General features: G+C 65.1%; 13 protein-coding genes and 1 pseudogene. 4 read left to right on the forward strand and 10 right to left on the reverse strand.

Translation table 11 applies throughout. The features are described from left to right. Positions 1-111: 111 nt before the first annotated feature. The 6 genes from D3874_RS18970 to D3874_RS18995 form a co-directional block, all read right to left on the reverse strand. Positions 112-876: an SDR family oxidoreductase gene (locus tag D3874_RS18970; protein ID WP_119779678.1), complete on the reverse strand. Its 765-nt coding sequence runs from the start codon at positions 874-876 to the stop codon at positions 112-114. A 26-nt stretch (positions 877-902) separates the two neighbouring features. Beyond that, positions 903-2,579: an FAD-binding protein gene (locus D3874_RS18975; protein WP_199699148.1), complete on the reverse strand. Its 1,677-nt coding sequence runs from the start codon at positions 2,577-2,579 to the stop codon at positions 903-905. Then, the gene (locus tag D3874_RS18980) at positions 2,576-4,348 is read right to left on the reverse strand and encodes an FAD-dependent oxidoreductase (protein ID WP_119779681.1); all 1,773 of its coding nucleotides are present in this window, start codon (positions 4,346-4,348) and stop codon (positions 2,576-2,578) included. Before D3874_RS18980 ends, D3874_RS18975 begins: the two co-directional genes overlap by 4 nt. Before the next feature lie 297 nt (positions 4,349-4,645). Further along, positions 4,646-4,873: a type II toxin-antitoxin system prevent-host-death family antitoxin gene (locus D3874_RS18985; protein WP_233560032.1), complete on the reverse strand. Its 228-nt coding sequence runs from the start codon at positions 4,871-4,873 to the stop codon at positions 4,646-4,648. Positions 4,874-4,937: 64 nt separating this feature from the next. Next, on the reverse strand, positions 4,938-5,429 hold the full coding sequence (locus D3874_RS18990) for a nuclear transport factor 2 family protein (protein WP_158596108.1): 492 nt from the start codon (positions 5,427-5,429) through the stop codon (positions 4,938-4,940). A gap of 29 nt (positions 5,430-5,458) precedes the next feature. After that, positions 5,459-6,412: an alpha/beta fold hydrolase gene (locus D3874_RS18995; RefSeq protein WP_119779685.1), complete on the reverse strand. Its 954-nt coding sequence runs from the start codon at positions 6,410-6,412 to the stop codon at positions 5,459-5,461. 105 nt (positions 6,413-6,517) lie between these two features. Between D3874_RS18995 and D3874_RS19000 the strand changes: the two genes are divergently transcribed. From D3874_RS19000 to D3874_RS19015, 4 genes are all read left to right on the forward strand, one after another. Next, a complete protein-coding gene (locus D3874_RS19000) occupies positions 6,518-7,375 on the forward strand; it encodes an SDR family NAD(P)-dependent oxidoreductase (RefSeq protein ID WP_119779687.1) in 858 nt (285 codons plus the stop codon). A gap of 170 nt (positions 7,376-7,545) precedes the next feature. Continuing rightward, entirely contained in the window at positions 7,546-8,424 is an 879-nt protein-coding gene (locus tag D3874_RS19005; protein ID WP_119779689.1) for a helix-turn-helix domain-containing protein, read from the forward strand. 118 nt (positions 8,425-8,542) lie between these two features. Further along, positions 8,543-9,811 carry a cytochrome P450 gene (locus D3874_RS19010; protein WP_119779691.1) on the forward strand — a complete coding sequence of 423 codons (1,269 nt, stop codon included), beginning with the start codon at positions 8,543-8,545 and terminating at the stop codon, positions 9,809-9,811. A gap of 2 nt (positions 9,812-9,813) precedes the next feature. Beyond that, the gene (locus tag D3874_RS19015; RefSeq protein WP_147385726.1) at positions 9,814-10,293 is read left to right on the forward strand and encodes an alpha/beta hydrolase fold domain-containing protein; all 480 of its coding nucleotides are present in this window, start codon (positions 9,814-9,816) and stop codon (positions 10,291-10,293) included. A gap of 89 nt (positions 10,294-10,382) precedes the next feature. On the opposite strand, the gene D3874_RS19020 is transcribed toward D3874_RS19015, so the two are convergent. The 4 genes and pseudogenes from D3874_RS19020 to D3874_RS19030 all read right to left on the reverse strand — a co-directional run bounded on the left by D3874_RS19020 (position 10,383) and on the right by D3874_RS19030 (position 15,688). Continuing rightward, a complete protein-coding gene (locus tag D3874_RS19020; protein ID WP_119779696.1) occupies positions 10,383-12,602 on the reverse strand; it encodes a DUF1302 domain-containing protein in 2,220 nt (739 codons plus the stop codon). A 33-nt stretch (positions 12,603-12,635) separates the two neighbouring features. Further along, a pseudogene (locus D3874_RS19025) lies at positions 12,636-13,714 on the reverse strand (DUF1329 domain-containing protein). A gap of 83 nt (positions 13,715-13,797) precedes the next feature. Then, complete coding sequence (locus D3874_RS29470) at positions 13,798-14,031, reverse strand: hypothetical protein (protein WP_199699150.1); 234 nt, start codon at positions 14,029-14,031, stop codon at positions 13,798-13,800. Positions 14,032-15,088: 1,057 nt separating this feature from the next. Then, the gene (locus D3874_RS19030) at positions 15,089-15,688 is read right to left on the reverse strand and encodes a hypothetical protein (RefSeq protein WP_119779698.1); all 600 of its coding nucleotides are present in this window, start codon (positions 15,686-15,688) and stop codon (positions 15,089-15,091) included. Positions 15,689-15,892: the final 204 nt, after the last annotated feature.

Consider the following 15,892-nt stretch of genomic DNA (forward strand, 5'->3'; position numbering starts at 1 on the left):
TGGTCCCGGCCATCCACGTCGGGCCGCCGCCACTTACCTTCAACCAGCCCTGCACCGTCTCAACGTGGATGGCCGGGACAAGCCCGGCCATGACGGATAGGGGGTGGAACATCAAAACTCCGTAATGCGGAAGTTGCCGTTGTCGATGGCGATGTCGGCGCCGCGCACGAAACGGGATTCGTCCGAGATCAGGAACAGCACCAGGTTGGCAATCTCCTGCGGGTCGCAGAAGCGGTGGCCCATGGGCGATTCCTTGATCATGTTCACGTCCGAATCCGGCGGCAGGCCCATCTGCGCCAGCACCATGGGGGTCAGGATGCCGTCGGGCATGATCGCGTTGGCCCGGATGTCATAGCCGCCGAACTTACAGTGCGCCGTGACCGAGCGGGTGAGCGAGACCACCGCCGACTTGGCCGCGGCATAGGCGAAGTAGTTCGGGCTGCCGTGATGGGACAGGACCGATCCCATGTTGACGATGGCGCCGCCCTTTTCCTTCATGTTCAGGATGGCGTGCTTGCAGCCCAGGTAGTAACCGGTGACGTTAACCGACAGCATCTTCTGCCAGTCCTCGAAGGCCATGAATTCGATGCTGGCCTGGATCAGGATGCCGGCATTGTTGACCAGGCCGTTGACGAAGCCGAAACGCTCGATGCCGGCGGCAAAGGCCGCCTCCCATTGGGCTTCCTGGGCGATGTCGTGGGTCAGCGCCAGGGCCTTGTCGGCGCCGATCAGGGCGGCGGTGGCCTTGGCCGAATCGCCGTTGATGTCGGTGACGATCAGCTTGGCCCCCTGGGCTGCCAGGGTCAGCGCGTCGGCCTTGCCCGCCCCGCTGCCCGCCCCGGTCACCAGCACCACCTTGTCCTGTACGCGCCCCATAGAACCCATCCTTGTGTGTTAGCGTTTCACGCGGCCGAGGCCGCAACCGATGTGGCCACGAAGGCCGCCGTGCGGCGCCCCGACCAGATGCAATCGCCCAGCGACAGGCCGCTGACGTAGAAATTGGACGGCAGGCCGCGCGCCGCGCGCCCCACCGCATAGAGCCCCGGCACGATGCCGCCCGCCTCGCGCAGCACGGCGCCCGAGCGCTCGTCGACGGCCAGCCCGCCCAGGGTCAGCACCGGCAGCGGAAACGCGGGCTGTCCCACGGAAATATCCAGGGCATAGAACGGCCCGGTCGCGATTGTCCCGCGCATCTCGTCCGACTTGCCCACCGGATCGGGCGCCTCGCCCCGGGCCGCGGCATTGTTGGCGGCGACCGCCTCGGCCAGCACCGCGGGCGCCATGCCCAGCCGCTGGGCTAATTGCTCGATCGTGGCCGCCTTGGCTGCCGGCCGCGCCAGGAGGTAGCGCGCCGGGAAGGTCTGGAAGCCCCACATGCTGCCGCCGGCGATTTCCGCCTTGGCGGCATCGCGCATGGCCCGGTCGATGATCACATAGGCCCGGCCGCCGGCGCGGCGCATCATGGCGTCGCCCAAGCGGGCACCATATTGCTCCTCGTTGGTCAAGCGCCGGCCCGCGGTATCGACCACGATGCCCTTGGCAAAGGCGTGGGGCGGGTTGATGAAGCGCCAGGCCGAAATCGTGCCTGCCCGGTCCAGCCGCCCGCCCAGGCTCAGCCCTAAGCGGATGCCGCTGCCGTCACAGCCGGTGGAGCCCAGGGCGAAGCCCTTGACGAATTCGGGCGCATGGCGTTCCACCATCGCCCGGTTCTTGATGAAACCGCCGGTCGCCAGCACCACGCCGCGCCTGGCGCGCACCAGCACCGGCCGGGCATGGCGCGCCTCGATCCGGGTCAGCAGGCCCACGAAACGTCGCGAAATGCCCATGGCCTGCAGGCTCATGACCCGGGCCAGCCGCTCCAGCCGGCGGTGCAGGCGGGTGATTGCCGCCCCCGGCGGCAGGCACATCAATTCGGCGCCGACCACCGCCCCGTCCTTGTCGACGATCAGGCGGCGGACGGCCGATTCAGTGCGGATGGTAATGCCCGGCGTGGCAGCGACATGGGCCATCATGCCTTCCATCATGGTCCGGCCCGACAGCCAGTCGCCCTTGGGCCGATGGCCGCGGGGCGCCGGCTTGCCGTGCCCCAGATTGGCCGGCACCTTCTCGTTGCCCGAGAAATAGAGATAGTGATCGCGCGAGGGATAGGAGGTTTCGTGCGGCGCCTCGCTCGCATCGAAGACCACGCCGTGAGCCTCCAGCCAGGCGATCATGCCGGCACTGTCCTCGCAATAGCGGCGCACCGTCTCGGCGCTGACGGCGTCGCCCACTTCGCGCACCAAGTAGTCCGCCATGGCATCGGCGGTGTCGTCGTGGCCGGCTTGGCGCTGCTGCTTCGTGCCGCCGCCGGCATAGACGATGCCGCCCGACAGCCAGCTTGCCCCGCCGCCGGAAAAGCGATCGGCCAGCATGACGTCGAGACCGCGCTCCGCCGCTTCCATCGCGGTCGCGGCACCCGCGGCACCATAGCCAAGCACCAGGAGGTCGCATTCGGTGTCATAGGCGGCGGGCGCCGCCATCGGCGCATCGATCGCCGCGCAGCCGGGCGATCGGTCGGCAGCCAGACCGGTCAGGCTCATCCCCGTGCCGCCTCGCGCAGCAGGTCGTCGGCCGCCCGGTTGGTGGTCGAGGTGGCAATGTCGTTGGCGGCGATATAGCCGAAGGTCATCGCCGGCCCCAGGGTCGCCCCCGCGCCGGGATAGGACGCGGCGGTGATGGCACCCGAGCAGTTGCCGATCGCATAGAGGCCGGGGATCGGCCGGTCGGCCTGGTCGACCACCCGCGCCCGGGCATCGACCTTCAAGCCGCCCTTGGTGCCGATGTCGCCCAGGTCGATGCGCACGGCATAGAACGGCGCCTTTTCGATCGGCCCCAGGCATGGGTTGGGTTCCACGAAGCGATCGCCGAAATAGCGGTCGTAGACATTGCCGCCACGGTCGAATTCCGTGTCCTTGCCGGTGCGGGCATAGTCGTTCATGCGCGTCACCGTGTCGGACAGGGCAGGCGCCGGCACGCCGATCTTGGCCGCCAGCTCGCCGATCGTTTCGGCCCGGTAGAAGACATTGTCGACCCATTCGGGCGGCAGGCTCTTGTCGGGTTCCATCATCCCCGGCATCAGGCCGCCGACGATGTATTTCCGGCGGAAAGTGGCGTCGAACACCATCCAGCACGGCACATTGGCGCCGCTCGCCTGCTGGTCGGCGATCATGGCATAGCCGAAATCGTTGTAGGAGATCGCCTCGTTGACGAAGCGGTTGCCCTGGCGGTTGACGATCACGCTGCCCGGCCAGCCGCGTTCCATGAACAGGCCCACCCGGGTTTCCGTGTTCGGCGTATGGCGCGACGGCAGGCGCATGGTCGGCGCCCACCAGGCCAGGTTCATGAATTCGACCGCGGCCCCGGCATCGATGCCGGCGCGGATGGCGTCGCCCGTATTGTTGCCGATGGGCGTCACACTCCACTTCTCGGCCGTCGGCCCGGGCAGGTTCTGCTCGCGCATGGCCTGGTTACGCTCGAAACCGCCGGCCGCCAGGATCACGCCTTTGCGCGCGGCAATGGCGATCTCGCGGCCGTCGCGCGCAACGATGACCCCCGTCACCCGCTCGCCGTCGCGCACCAGGCGCACCAGGGCGGTATTGAACAGGCGGGGAATGCCGCGCTTCACCAGGCCGCGCAGCATGCCGCCGGCCAGGGCATTGCCCATGGTCAGGCGCCGGTCGCGCCGCGACTTGAAACGCCAGCCCAGGTCCGCCCAATAGGCCGCGATGACCTTGAGCACCAGGAGCGGCCAGCCGGATTTCTTGGTGGTGATGGCGCGGGCCTCGGACACGGTCATCGAGATCCGGCTGAACAGTTTCATCAGCGCATAGGGCTCGCGCAGGCGGAAGAAATCACCGCCCAGGTCGGCGCCGTCGACCGGCGCCGGATCCATGGTGCGCCCGCCCGGCAGGGCCCCCTCGTAGTGCGGATAATAGTCGGGATATTCCATCACGGCCTTGAAGCCGAGGCCGACCTTCTCGGTCGAATAGCGCACCATCTGCGCCGCATTGTCGACATAGGCGCCGAGCTTTTCCTCCGGCACCTGCCCCTTGGTACACAGGCGCAGATAGGTCAGGGCCTTGGCCTTGTCGTCCTGCCCACCCAGGTCGCCGTTGCAGGGCACCCAGATCGCGCCGCCCGATACGGCGGAGGTGCCACCGAAACGATCGCTCTTCTCGACCAGGAGGACGGACAGGCCCAGGTCGTGGGCACGGTTGGCGGCCATCATGCCGCCCGCCCCGGCGCCCACCACGACAACATCGAATGCCGCGCCATCGCCGACGGTGCCGTCGAATTCGTCCCTGGTCATCGAGCCTCCCTCGCCACGCTCACGCGCACGCCTCCCCTTGCCCGGGGATGTCCTGGCCATACTGTCGCAGCCCGCCGCCCCGGCATCGTCTCGGTGGACTAGATCACGTGACACGCAGTCGGGGCCACCAAGCTGATCACATGAAGCACGGGAACTGGAGCAGCGCTGTGCGTCCTTCGAGACGCCACCTTCAGTGGCTCCTCAGGATGAGGTAAGTCTTTTTGCCATAAAGATTTTCCTCATCCTGAGGAGGCCCGCAGGGCCGTCTCGAAGGACGCACGGCCTCAATGCAGGCAGTTAGCGCTTTTGTATGTCGGCCACGAACTCTTCCGGCGTATCCGCTGCCAGAAACGCCTGCTGGTCGCGGCTCTTAAGTCGTTCGTATTCCTCGACCGAGATCAGCACATTCCGGGGCCGGCCATTCTTGGTAACGACCACCGGCTGCGCCAAGGCGAGATCGCTGTAATGAGAAAACTGGCGCACCAGATCGCCGGCGGACGTCGTGATGCGCTCAGTCTTCGCCACAGCTTGCCTCACAGGAAATACATATAATATGTAAACCTATGCAGTGCGGATCGTCAAAGCCGCCTTACCGGCCCAGCAGGATCACCTTGCTCTGGCCGGCCTCGTCGACCTCGGTCATCAGGGTCGAGGTCACCCGGAAGATCGAGCGGGCGATGCGCCAGCCGTCGGCCTGGCGGACATAGTCGTCCTCGTAGAAGCCGGCGACCTGGGTGGCGCTGCGGGTGTCGAGGTTGATCTGGTTGAAATAGAGGTCCCAGGTGCCGTGGGCGCTATTCTCGCCGGTGATCTGGATCGCCGGGTTCTGGGCATGGTGCATGTCCAGGATGGTGTCGCGGCAGCCGACCATCTCGAACAGGCCGACGAAACTGTCGCGCCCCTCGTGCACGCCCATGTGTGCGGCATCGATATAGGCGCCGTCTTCGATGAAGCAATTGCGCACCACGTCCGGCTGCTTGCGGTCGCAGGCGCGCAGGTAACGGTGCTTCAGCGCCTGGATGGCGTTGATGTCCTCGAGCGCCGCGATCCGGCGGGTAAGCACTTCGACAGCTTCGGCCATTATCATTCCCTCCCTGTTTTCAAGGGAGCTTAGGGGGTCGCGGCGGCCTCGGCCTCCCCCGTATGGACGAGGGCGGCGATTTCGCCCGCCTGAGGCACCGGCCGGCCGTCGAGCCAGGCCTCGATCATGGCGTTCACCGTCTCGGGCGCCTCCTGCTGCACCCAGTGGGAGACCCGGGGCAGGTAGCGCAGGGTGAGGTCGCTCACCAGCGTGTGGGTGTCGGTGGTCAATTCCTTGCCCAGCGCCGTGTCTTCCTCGCCCCAGATCATCAGGGTGGGGGTGTCGAGTTGCGGCGTATCGGTCCAGCGCTTGCGATTCTTCGCGTTGAAGATGTTGGCCCGGTAGTAGTTGAGCATGGCGGTCAGGGCACCGGGTTTCAGCGCGCTGTGCCGGTATTCGTCGACCACGGCATCGGGAAAGCGGCTCTTGTCGATCGCCATATCGCGGAAGGCCCGGCCGATCGCCTCGGCCTTGCGCAGGCCAAGGATGAATTCGGGCAGCCAGGGGATCTGGAAGAAGAACATGTACCAGGACTTGCGCAACTGGCGGAAGCTGCGCAGGCCCTTCCCCATCAAGGCGGGGTGGGGAATGTTCAGGATGATGAAACGCTCTAGCGGCCGCACCCGCTCGATGGCAAAGGTCCAGGCCACGATCCCGCCCCAGTCGTGGGCGACCAGGGTGACCGGGCCGGTGATGCCGCGCGCCCGGGCGGCGTCGATCAGGCCGGCGACGTCGGCCAGCAGGAGATCGACCGTATAGGCGGCCTTGCCCAGCGGCCTGGTGGTGTTGCCGTAGCCGCGCGTATTGGGCGCCCAGGCGGTGTAGCCGCGGTCGGCGAAGACCGGCAGTTGCGCCCGCCACGAGAATTTCGATTCCGGGAAGCCGTGGAGCAGCAGGGCCAACTTGTCGCCCGAGCCCATCTGGTCGACCTCGAAATCGAGCCCGTTCGCCGCCACGCGGATCGTTTCGACCGATGCCGTCATCGCTTGTTCTCTCCCCTGCCTGCCGGTTCGTCTCTAGTTGGTATGGACGATGCCGGCGGCCGATCTTGCCTCAGAATGCGGGCAAGAAACATCGGGAGGCAAGCAATGTCCAAGGGTCGCGTCAGCGTGGTTACCGGCGCCAGCCGGGGTCTCGGCCGGGGAATCGCCATTGCCTTGGGCATGGCCGGCGACACTGTCTATGTCACCGGGCGCAGCCTGGACGCGCCCAGCGGCAACTGGCCGGGCACCCTTCAGGAGACCGCGGCGGCGATCACCGCGGCCGGCGGCACCGGCATCGCGGTCGCCTGCGATCATCTGGACGACGCCCAGACCAAGGCGGTGTTCGACAAGGTCGAGGCCGAGCAGGGCAAGCTGGACATCCTGGTCAACAATGCCTTCGCCATGCAGGACCTCTCGGCCATGCCGGGCAATTTCTGGGAACGCCCGCTCGACGAATGGCAGTTGCAGATCGATGTCGGCCTGCGCTCGTCCTATGTCGCCAGCGTCTATGGCATCCCTTTGCTGATCAAGGCCGGCAAGGGCCTGCTGGTGAACACCTCGTCCGCCGGGGCCAAGGTCCACCTGCACCCGCTGCCCTACGGCCTGTCCAAGATCGGGCAGGACAAGCTGGCCTTCGACATGGGCCCGGACCTTGTGCCGCACAATGTCTGCGCCCTCTCCTTCTGGCACGGCCTGGTGAAGACCGACCGCACCAAGCTGGGCCTGGAGCATTTCCCCCAGATGTTCGAGGCCATCGGCGGCGACGCCGGGGCCGAGACGCCGGAATACGGCGGCCTGATCATCGACGCGATCTGGCAGGACCCGGATTTCATGCGCCTGGCCGGCGGCACCTACTTCACGTCCGAACTGGCCAAGCACTACGGCCTCAAGGACCTGGACGGCCGCGACCCGATCTCGTTCCGCCAGTTCTTCGGCGCGCCCCCCTTCGAGAAGGCGATCTAGCGGCTCGCCTCGGCGGCGGCGGCGGCCCATGACAAGATTTGTCAAACGGCGGGGCAAAACCGGGTCAATACGGCGGCGGCGTCTCAGGGTATAGTGCGGGCAAATGAAGAAGCCTGGGTGCCGTCATCGACCTTCGATGCGACGGCGCGATCCTGGAGCCGCGAGACGGGATGAAACAGACTGGTTCGACCAGCGAAGCCATTATTTCCGACGTGCTGGGCCGCGCGCCCGACGCGCAGATCGGCTCGGTCAAGGATGGCTTCGTGCTTAGCCGCTGGCGCCAGTTCGTCGGCGCCTACAACCTCCCCGCCCTGCCTGAGCCGCTGTTCGTCGTCCATCTGGCGGGCAAGCCCAGCGTGCGGCACTGGGACCGCGACATGTGGAGCGAGGCCTGGTCCGTGCCCGGCTGCGCCACCATCGTACCGGCCGGGCTGCCGACCGGCTGGCTGGTCGACGGCGAGCTGGACGTGGTCACCTTGAGCGTGTCGCCCGGCGGGCTGGACGCAGCGCCCCCGCTGGACCAGGTGACGCGGATGAAGTTCGCCTTTTCCGACCCCCTGGGCGTTGCCCTGACCAAGCAGGTGCTGGCCGAGATCTATGCCCCCGTGTCGGCGCAGCGCGACGCCTATGTCGGCGCCCTGGTTTCGGCCCTGAAGGCGCATGTCCTGCGCGCGGGCGAAACCGCGAATTCGACCGACATTCCCGTCTCGGCCTTCAGCAGCTACCGCATCCACAAGATCCTGAATGCGATCCTGAGCCACCCGGAAGAGGATCATTCGCTGGAAAAGCTGGCCGCGGTGGCGGGCGTGACCGCCCCGCATTTCTGCCGCGTGTTCAAGAGCGCGACCGGCCAGTCGCCGCACCAATACGTCATGATGGCGCGCCTGAACAAGGCGCAGCAGATGCTGGAACAGTCGCAGCTTTCCATCGGCCTGGTCGCCGAACAACTGGGCTTTACCAGCCAGAGCCACTTCTGCCGGGCGTTCCACAAGTTTACCGGCACGACCCCCAGCGAATACCGGGTGCGCACCCTGCAGACCGTTCTCTAGGCGAGCCGACAGCAAGTTTGGCACAATTGGCCGTCAAGTCCTCGTAACGCCAATCCCCCGCCGGTGCGCTAGCCTTTGTCCACCATCACGCCCGGCCGACGGCGCAAGGGGGAAACCGATGCACAATGCCAGTGCCCACACGGGCGACGACCGAAATTTCATCTGCGACCTCAAGGATGCCGGCCTCTACCTGGCCGAGGTTCCGCATCAGCTCTTTGCCCGGTTGCGGCGCGAACAGCCGGTCTATTGGAATCCCGAGGCCGATGGGGCGGGTTTCTGGGCGGTGACGCGTTATGACGATATCCTGGAAGTATCGCGCCAGCCCGGCCTGTTTTCCTCGGCCCACGAGAATGGCGGGCACCGCATCTTCAACGAAAACGAAGTGTCGGTCGCCAATTCGGGGGAAAGCCTGATCGGCACCCCCTTCATCTCGCTGGATCCGCCCGAGCACGTCCACTATCGCGCGACCATCGTGCCCGGCCTGACGGCGGCGAAGCTGGCCGATATGGAGGTGCGCATCAGGCAGCGCGCAAGCGACCTGCTGGACCGTATCCCCCTCGGCGAGACGGTCGATTTCGTGCAGGCCTTCGCGGCCCCGCTGCCGCTGCTGACCCTGGCCGAATTGCTGGGCCTAGGCCCCGACATGTGGCAGTCGCTGTATCACTGGACCAATGCCTTCATCGGCGAGGACGATCCTGAATTCCGCCGCTCGCCCGAAGAGATGGCACAGGTGATGGGCGCGTTCATGGCCTGGGCCCAATCGCTCTACGACGCGCGGCGCGCCACGCCGACCGACGACATCGCCTCGATGATGGCCAATGCGGTGGTGCGCGGCCGACCCATGGGGCTGGCCGATTTCCTGGGCAACATGATCCTGGTGCTGGTCGGCGGCAACGAGACCACCCGCAACTCGATCAGCCACAGCGTTCTGGCCTTTGCCCAGGCCCCGGACCAGTGGCAGGCGCTGCGCCAGTCGCCCGAGCTTGCCCGCACGGCGGTGCGCGAAATGGTCCGCCATGCCTCGCCCGTCATGCACATGCGGCGCACGGCGACCGCGGACACCAGCCTGCGCGGCGTGCCCATCCGCAAGGGGGACAAGGTGGTGCTGTGGTATGTCTCGGCCAACCGGGACGAAGCCGTCTTCCCCGATGCCGACCGCTTCGACATCCGCCGGGGCGAGATCAAGCATGTCGGCTTCGGCACCGGCCAGCATGTCTGCGTCGGCTCACGCCTGGCCGAGATGCAGTTGCGCATCGCCTTCGGCCTGCTGGCGGAACGGGTGGAGCGCTTCGAGGTTCAGGCCGCGCCGCGCCGGTTCCGCTCCAACTTCATCAACGGCCTGAAGAACCTCGACGTCAAGCTGGTGCCGGCGCGCCGGGGGCAGTGACGGTGATTCAAGCTGCCATCCGCCCTTCCCCGCTGGATGACGATGCCCGGGAGGGCATCAGGGTGATGCGGCACCCGATCGAGCGGCCGGACGGCTCGGCACTCGACCTGCGGGCCTACCTGCCGGCATGCTGGGGTACCGCCCGGCCCGCGCTGTGCCGCCTGGCCGCCGGCGGCGCGGCGGACGATCGGCTGGCCCGGCGCCTTGCGGCACTGCTGGGCTGCGTCGTGGTCAGCGTCGACTATGCCCGCGGGCCCGACGGGCCCCTGCCCCAGGCGCTGGACGATTGCTATGCCGGCCTGGCCTGGCTGCATTCCCAAACCGCCCTGCTGAAGGTCGACCCGCACCGGGTGGCGGTGGCGGCACCGGCTCGCGAGGGCGGGCTGGCGCTGGCACTGCTGCGGCTCGCCCGGCGGCGGCGCGTCTTCCCCATCGTCTGCGCGCTGCGGATCGAAACGCTGGACGATCTTCAATCCCTCTGAAAAAAAACGCCGGAACGCTGGCGGGCGTTCCGGCGTCAAGGTGCGCGGCCCCATTGGAGAGGGATAGCCGGGCCGCGCGGCGAATGCCCCTAGAACACGTAAGACACGCTGAGGCCGATGAAATCGCGGTCGATATAGGGGTTGCGCGGGCCGCCGCCGCCCCCGCCACCGCCCCAGCTCTTGAAATAGTTTATGCTGCCGGACCAGTGTTCCAGGTAATCGACCTTCAGGCCGAAATTCATCGCGGTAACGCTCTTGCTGAAGCCGGGGTTGGGTGCCGGCGTGTAACCGAACAGGCCGTGGGAAAAGCCGATCGACGGCGTCAGCGTCACGCCGTCTAGGACATTGGGATAGTCCCACGAGAAGAAGCCCTGAACCCCGCCCGACCATTGGGTCGGGTCCTTCCAGGTGGCCGGGAAGGCCGCCCCCAGGGAGGTTGCATCGATGGCGCCGACCACGGTCGCCGGGCCCAGCCCCAGGGGCCTGGTGTGAAAACCCGAAAAGCCGTTCTGGCCGTAGGCGGCATATTGGGTGCCTTCGTTCAGGTCGATGTACAGGCCGCCGAACTCGACGAAGGCCAGGAACTGGTTGGCGCCCAGAACGCGAGTAACGATATGGGTCCCGCCCAGGATCTTGGTGAAGCGCAGCGCGGCCTGCCAGACCTCGTGCTTCTCATCGAGATAGAAGCGGCGATTGGGCACATACTGGTCGTCGGCGCCGGTGAAGCCGGTCTCAAGGATCGGGGCGATGCCCGGATTGGGGACGCAGACGCCGGCGACGCAGATCGGTGTCGGCGCCCGCGTCGCCTGATCGATCGGCACGCCGCCCGCCTGGTTGTAGTAGGTGCCGAGGAACGACGGCTCGGACAGCCAGACGGGCACATTGTGCTTCCAGCTCACCTCGGCATTGATCGCCACGGCCAAGGGGTCATAGGTCGTGTTGAAGGCAAAGCCGATCATCTCGAGACCGGTCGGATAGTAGAGGTTGAGGCTGCTGCCTTCGAGGTTCTCAAGCACCGTCGACCGCGGCGCGGTGCCGAAAGGCGGGTTGATGACGGCGCTGCTGGCCGGGTTGGTCAGCGCCCCCAGGAGATCGGTCACCGGGGCGCCCAGCACGTCCGACAGGGCCGCCGTCAACGCGTTGAGCTGATCGACATTGAGCTGGCTCAGCAGGCCCTGGAGCACCGGCAGCGGCAAGCTGCCCAGGTTCACCTGCCCGGTCCCCGGCGCGAATTGCGGGGGCGACTGGGCATAGATCGATGGCAGGCGCGAGGTGTAGTTGACGTAGTAGAGCTGGAACTCGGTATTGTTCAGTTCGGGCGAGAAATAGCGCAGCGACACGCCCCAGTCGTTCTCGTCGGGATCGTCGTGGACGGTGATCGGCGGGTTGACCGCGATCGCGACGCTGTTGGGGTCGTCGTAATCCGCCGGGTCCAGGCCGTTCCCCAGGGTGTAGGAACGCGGGTCGTAGGGATCGGTGAAGGTCGAGACGTATTTGACGCCGTCGCAGACATTGTCGGTGATCGAGAAGAAGCTGCCGCAGGCATCGAACTTGAAGGGTTCGAAATCGAACTGGTAGAAGGCCTCGATCGACAGGCCGCGGGCCAGTTCCATGCTGGCCGAGATCATCGGCACCGGGATCAGCGCATCTTTCAGCTCGGCGCCCGGCACGCGGATCTTGCCGACATCGATCGGGTTGATGATCGAGATGCCGTTGATGGTGAACAGCGCCTCGCCCCAATTCAGGATCTGGCTGCCCAGGGTGACCGTCAGGGGGCGGTCGAACACCGTGTAGTTGCCGCGAACATAGTAGTCGAGCAGGTAGGCATCCCAATCCGCCTTGTTGTCCGCCCCCGCCGGGTAGCGGCCGCTGGTGTAGGGGCGCAGTTCGGGCTGGAAATCCGCCAGGTCGTTGTTGGCCGCGATCGAGTCGTAGAAGGCGGCGCCGCGCACGAAGAGCAGGTAGTTCTGCCAGGCCAGCTTCAATTCGGCCCGCGCGGTCGAGGTCTGGCTGACGATGTCGTACTTGTCGAAATTGAAATTGCCGTCGTCATTGCCCGCCGAGATCAGGCCGCCGCCGTAGTAGAAACCATAGTTGCGCGGATCGCGGTCGGCCATACGCATCTGGGCGCCGGTCGACAGCGAGACGATGACCGATCCCGTTACTTCCTCGCCCAGCTCGAAGTCATAGGCCGCCGCCCCTGTCGCCAGCCCCAGGACGGCAAGGCCGCTCAGTGCCGTGCGAGACAGCAGAAAATCTAGACGTCGAGATGTTTTCCGGCCGGTATTGCGGCCCGATTTTCCGCGCATTGTCGTCTCCCCCGATCCCGTTTTCGTGGTGGCCTAGTTGGTGCCCATGCGACGGATGGCGTCCGGCGAGAAGCGCGACGGATCGACGTCCACGGCGTTCCAGTTCAACATCTTCTCCTCGTTCTTCAGCCCGAAGACGACATAGCGGCCGGACTGCAGGTCGTAGGTTGCTTCCAGCGCCGAGGAGCACAGGGGAATGTCGTAGTAGTTGACCAGCGGGCCGTCCTGGACACGCCAGAGGTTGCCGCGGCTGTCGTAGAGATCGACGGCGGCGATGTTCCAGCTATCCTCGTCGAGGTAGAAGGTGCGGCGCGAGTAGAGATGCCGCGTCCCTTCCTTCAGCTTGGCGTCGACCACGAAGGTCCGGTGCAGCTCGTAGCGGCCGACATCGGGACTAACGTGCAGCGGCGACAGCATCTCCTTGTAACGATGCTGGCCCGACATCAGTTCGTAGCCGTTGTAGCCGATGTATTTTTCGGCCGAGGGCTTGAGCTCGAAGCTGTAGCGGTCGGTGGCGCCGTTATACATGTCGAACTGGTCGATGGTGGCCAGCCCGTCGGTATTGAACAGCGGGTTGTCATAGGCCAGTTCCGGCGCCCGCAGCACGCGCCGGGTGCCCGGGTTGTACTGCCAGGCCTGGCGCGGCAACTCCTTGGCGTTGATCGTGTCGAGCACCAGCACGATCGAGCCGGCGAGACGGGCCGGCGCCGTGGTCACGTTCAGGTAGGAAATGCCGATGTTCTTGAGCTGCTTGATATCCGTCACATCGCCGACCGAGGCGAGGCCTGGGCCGGAATAGTGGACGATGCCCTCGTCCTGGGTCTTGAACAGGATCGAGGTGCCGTCGCGGTTGACCGCGGCGGAGGCGAAATAGCGCCGCAGCTTGAAGCCGCGGTAACGCAGGCGGTGGTTCCAGATCGCCTCGACGCCCGATTTGGGAATCGGGAAAGGAACCCCAGGATCGCATCGTTGAGGCCGTTCTGGTCCTCGGTCATGGTCGCGCTGACGGCGTTGCGCTTGTTGGCCTCGTAGACCCGCTCGGGGAAGGCGCAGGAGCGGCGCGTCTGGTAGACGTTGAGCTTGTAGGTCGGATACAGCTTCAGCATGGCCATCTGGCCCGCGGTCAGCCTGGCCGCGTATTGCGCCGCATTCGCCTGGGTGATCGTCTCCTTGACCGCATCGGCGGCAAAGGGATTCACGTATTGCCCGCCCGGCGCATAGCCGGCGGGGGCGCCGTGATGCCGCCGTCGAAGGCGGGAATGCTGCCCTCGGCATTGCCGGCGCGGGTGGCCCCCATGAGGGTCAGGTCCTTGCCCAGGCGGTCGGCCTCGCCCTGCGGGACCTTCGCCCAGGCGGGGCTGGCAAAGCTCAGCGTGCAGGCCAGCAAAGACCCGGCAGCCAGTCGATATGTCGATGCGACGGTGTTCATGTTTCCCCCGACACGCCTGTTGGCGGCGATTTTCGGTGGGACAGTAGCCTCGGGCGGGCAAATTGGCGCTACACAGGCTTGCGCCTGATTTGTGCAAAATTTGTGCGGCGGCTTTAACCTTTACGGTTACGTAGCGGGCGCGGGCGGTCTCAAAGAAGGGGCGATCGGGGCCCGATCTCGTCCCGCCGGTTCTTTGGGGCGTGTTCCTTTGAGAAGACGATTTAAGCGCCCCAAGCTCGCGTCATCCCGCAAACGACAGCGCCGCTATCCGGGACGATGCCTTGGTGGTCATTACCAACGGTTCGCTTCCTCGCGATCCCAATGATGCCCCTTGGGCAGTTGCCAGCCGAGGGCACCCAACCCCTCCAAGGCGGATTCACGGCTGAACTCAGGCCTTCGATCGCGACGGGCAACGATTTCGGTCTGAACACCTAGTCTCGGAAATCTAGGGATTATTGGAGTGAACCCCTGGGTGTGAGAATTCTTTCGTTTTTCACTGAAGCGTGTACTGTATCAACTGACATCAACTTTAGATGGGGCGACAATGGAGGATAGGGTCAGAGAGCTTGAGAAAGCCGTTGCTGTAATCTCTTCCCAACTTAAAATGTCGATGATCTTCGGCGGGGCGTAGCCGCAGTCGTTGCAGCTTGGTTGGGCTATACGACTATTTGGGAAATCCCGGGTGGGATTAACGCCGCACTAGATAAGGCCGGCCTGGAAGCCGCCCGGACACGGATTGCTCAAATAGACAAAGAAATTGTAGCACTTCGCCTAAGCTCTGGTGAAAATTCAAACGCAATTAAGAATATACTAGAGGAATATAGAAATGCAGGGCAAATAACCATTTCAGGAAAGTGCTTTAAACCTAGAAGATTTGTGCGCTGCTATGGGAAACCCGACCATTTTACATGGATAGACTCGCGTGACGAATGTGAAAGGGCCGGGTACGGCGTCGAAAGCGAAGTTTGGATTCTCGCTGAGTGTGGATGATTGAAAATCGGGGGAAGAAATTGGGGGAGAAATTGGGGACCAGACATTGGGACAGACCCCGTTTATATCAGGAGATCCATTCCATAACGTCGTGCTCTACATGCCACTGCCCGTCTTGCCGCTTCAGGGTATAGACATTCCCTGACGCGCTGAGACCGGATTCCTGGTAGCCGCCGCCCACGACGCAGTCATCCTGCGAACTGCAGGAGACATAATCGATCCTGAATGTGAGGCCATCCTTCCCCGAGTCCTTATCGACCGTGATCGTGCGGGCATCCGTCCGGCAGCCGGAAGCAGGCTTCACCGGTATCGGGACATCCGAGAAACGCCTAATGAAATCGGCCGGCGGATCGCTTTCCACCCAAGCCTCGCCGCCCATGAGCGTGAAGCTCAGGCAATAGACCGAGGCCATCTGCTGCTGCCCCGAGGCATTGCGATTGAACATATAGCGGAAGGCCGCCTCCGCGACAGGCAGTTCATCGGGCACCCGCACGGAATGCCTCTGGGCCACGGGGATGAAGTCCGGCCCCTCCGGGAGTGGGGTCACACAGCCGACCGGCAGGGCACCTAAGGCAGCCGCGGCGATCAGCGGCGAGACCCGGCCGATGCTGCCGAGGAAAATCGGGGCTTCGTCCCGTTGCCTCACCCCGCTCTTCCGACTTTTCATGCTGAGCCCCTTGGATCATTGGGTGGCTTTCATATCCAAACATACACGCTTTCAGCGAATTTCCACCTTCTCAGCGGCCCTGGATGGCGGAGCGATCGCGAGGAACTGGTCATCACGATATGAGCAAATCCGCCCGAAAGCCCGGATCCCCGCAGCCCTGCTCGCTTTGCCATGCGAATTGAATGCGAGCAATTAGTCACATTA

This window comes from Oleomonas cavernae, assembly GCF_003590945.1.
Lineage (GTDB): Bacteria > Pseudomonadota > Alphaproteobacteria > Zavarziniales > Zavarziniaceae > Zavarzinia > Zavarzinia cavernae.

Bases quoted from the DNA above. Each gene is read 5' to 3' on its own strand.
- D3874_RS19030 (WP_119779698.1), bottom strand. From the start codon at position 15,688: ATGAAAAGTCGGAAGAGCGGGGTGAGGCAACGGGACGAAGCCCCGATT.
- D3874_RS18970 (WP_119779678.1), bottom strand. From the start codon at position 876: ATGGGGCGCGTACAGGACAAGGTGGTGCTGGTGACCGGGGCGGGCAGC.
- D3874_RS18990 (WP_158596108.1), bottom strand. From the start codon at position 5,429: ATGGCCGAAGCTGTCGAAGTGCTTACCCGCCGGATCGCGGCGCTCGAG.
- D3874_RS19020 (WP_119779696.1), bottom strand. From the start codon at position 12,602: ATGCGCGGAAAATCGGGCCGCAATACCGGCCGGAAAACATCTCGACGT.
- D3874_RS18995 (WP_119779685.1), bottom strand. From the start codon at position 6,412: ATGACGGCATCGGTCGAAACGATCCGCGTGGCGGCGAACGGGCTCGAT.
- D3874_RS19010 (WP_119779691.1), top strand. From the start codon at position 8,543: ATGCACAATGCCAGTGCCCACACGGGCGACGACCGAAATTTCATCTGC.
- D3874_RS19000 (WP_119779687.1), top strand. From the start codon at position 6,518: ATGTCCAAGGGTCGCGTCAGCGTGGTTACCGGCGCCAGCCGGGGTCTC.
- D3874_RS29470 (WP_199699150.1), bottom strand. From the start codon at position 14,031: ATGAACACCGTCGCATCGACATATCGACTGGCTGCCGGGTCTTTGCTG.
- D3874_RS18975 (WP_199699148.1), bottom strand. From the start codon at position 2,579: ATGAGCCTGACCGGTCTGGCTGCCGACCGATCGCCCGGCTGCGCGGCG.
- D3874_RS19005 (WP_119779689.1), top strand. From the start codon at position 7,546: ATGAAACAGACTGGTTCGACCAGCGAAGCCATTATTTCCGACGTGCTG.
- D3874_RS18980 (WP_119779681.1), bottom strand. From the start codon at position 4,348: ATGACCAGGGACGAATTCGACGGCACCGTCGGCGATGGCGCGGCATTC.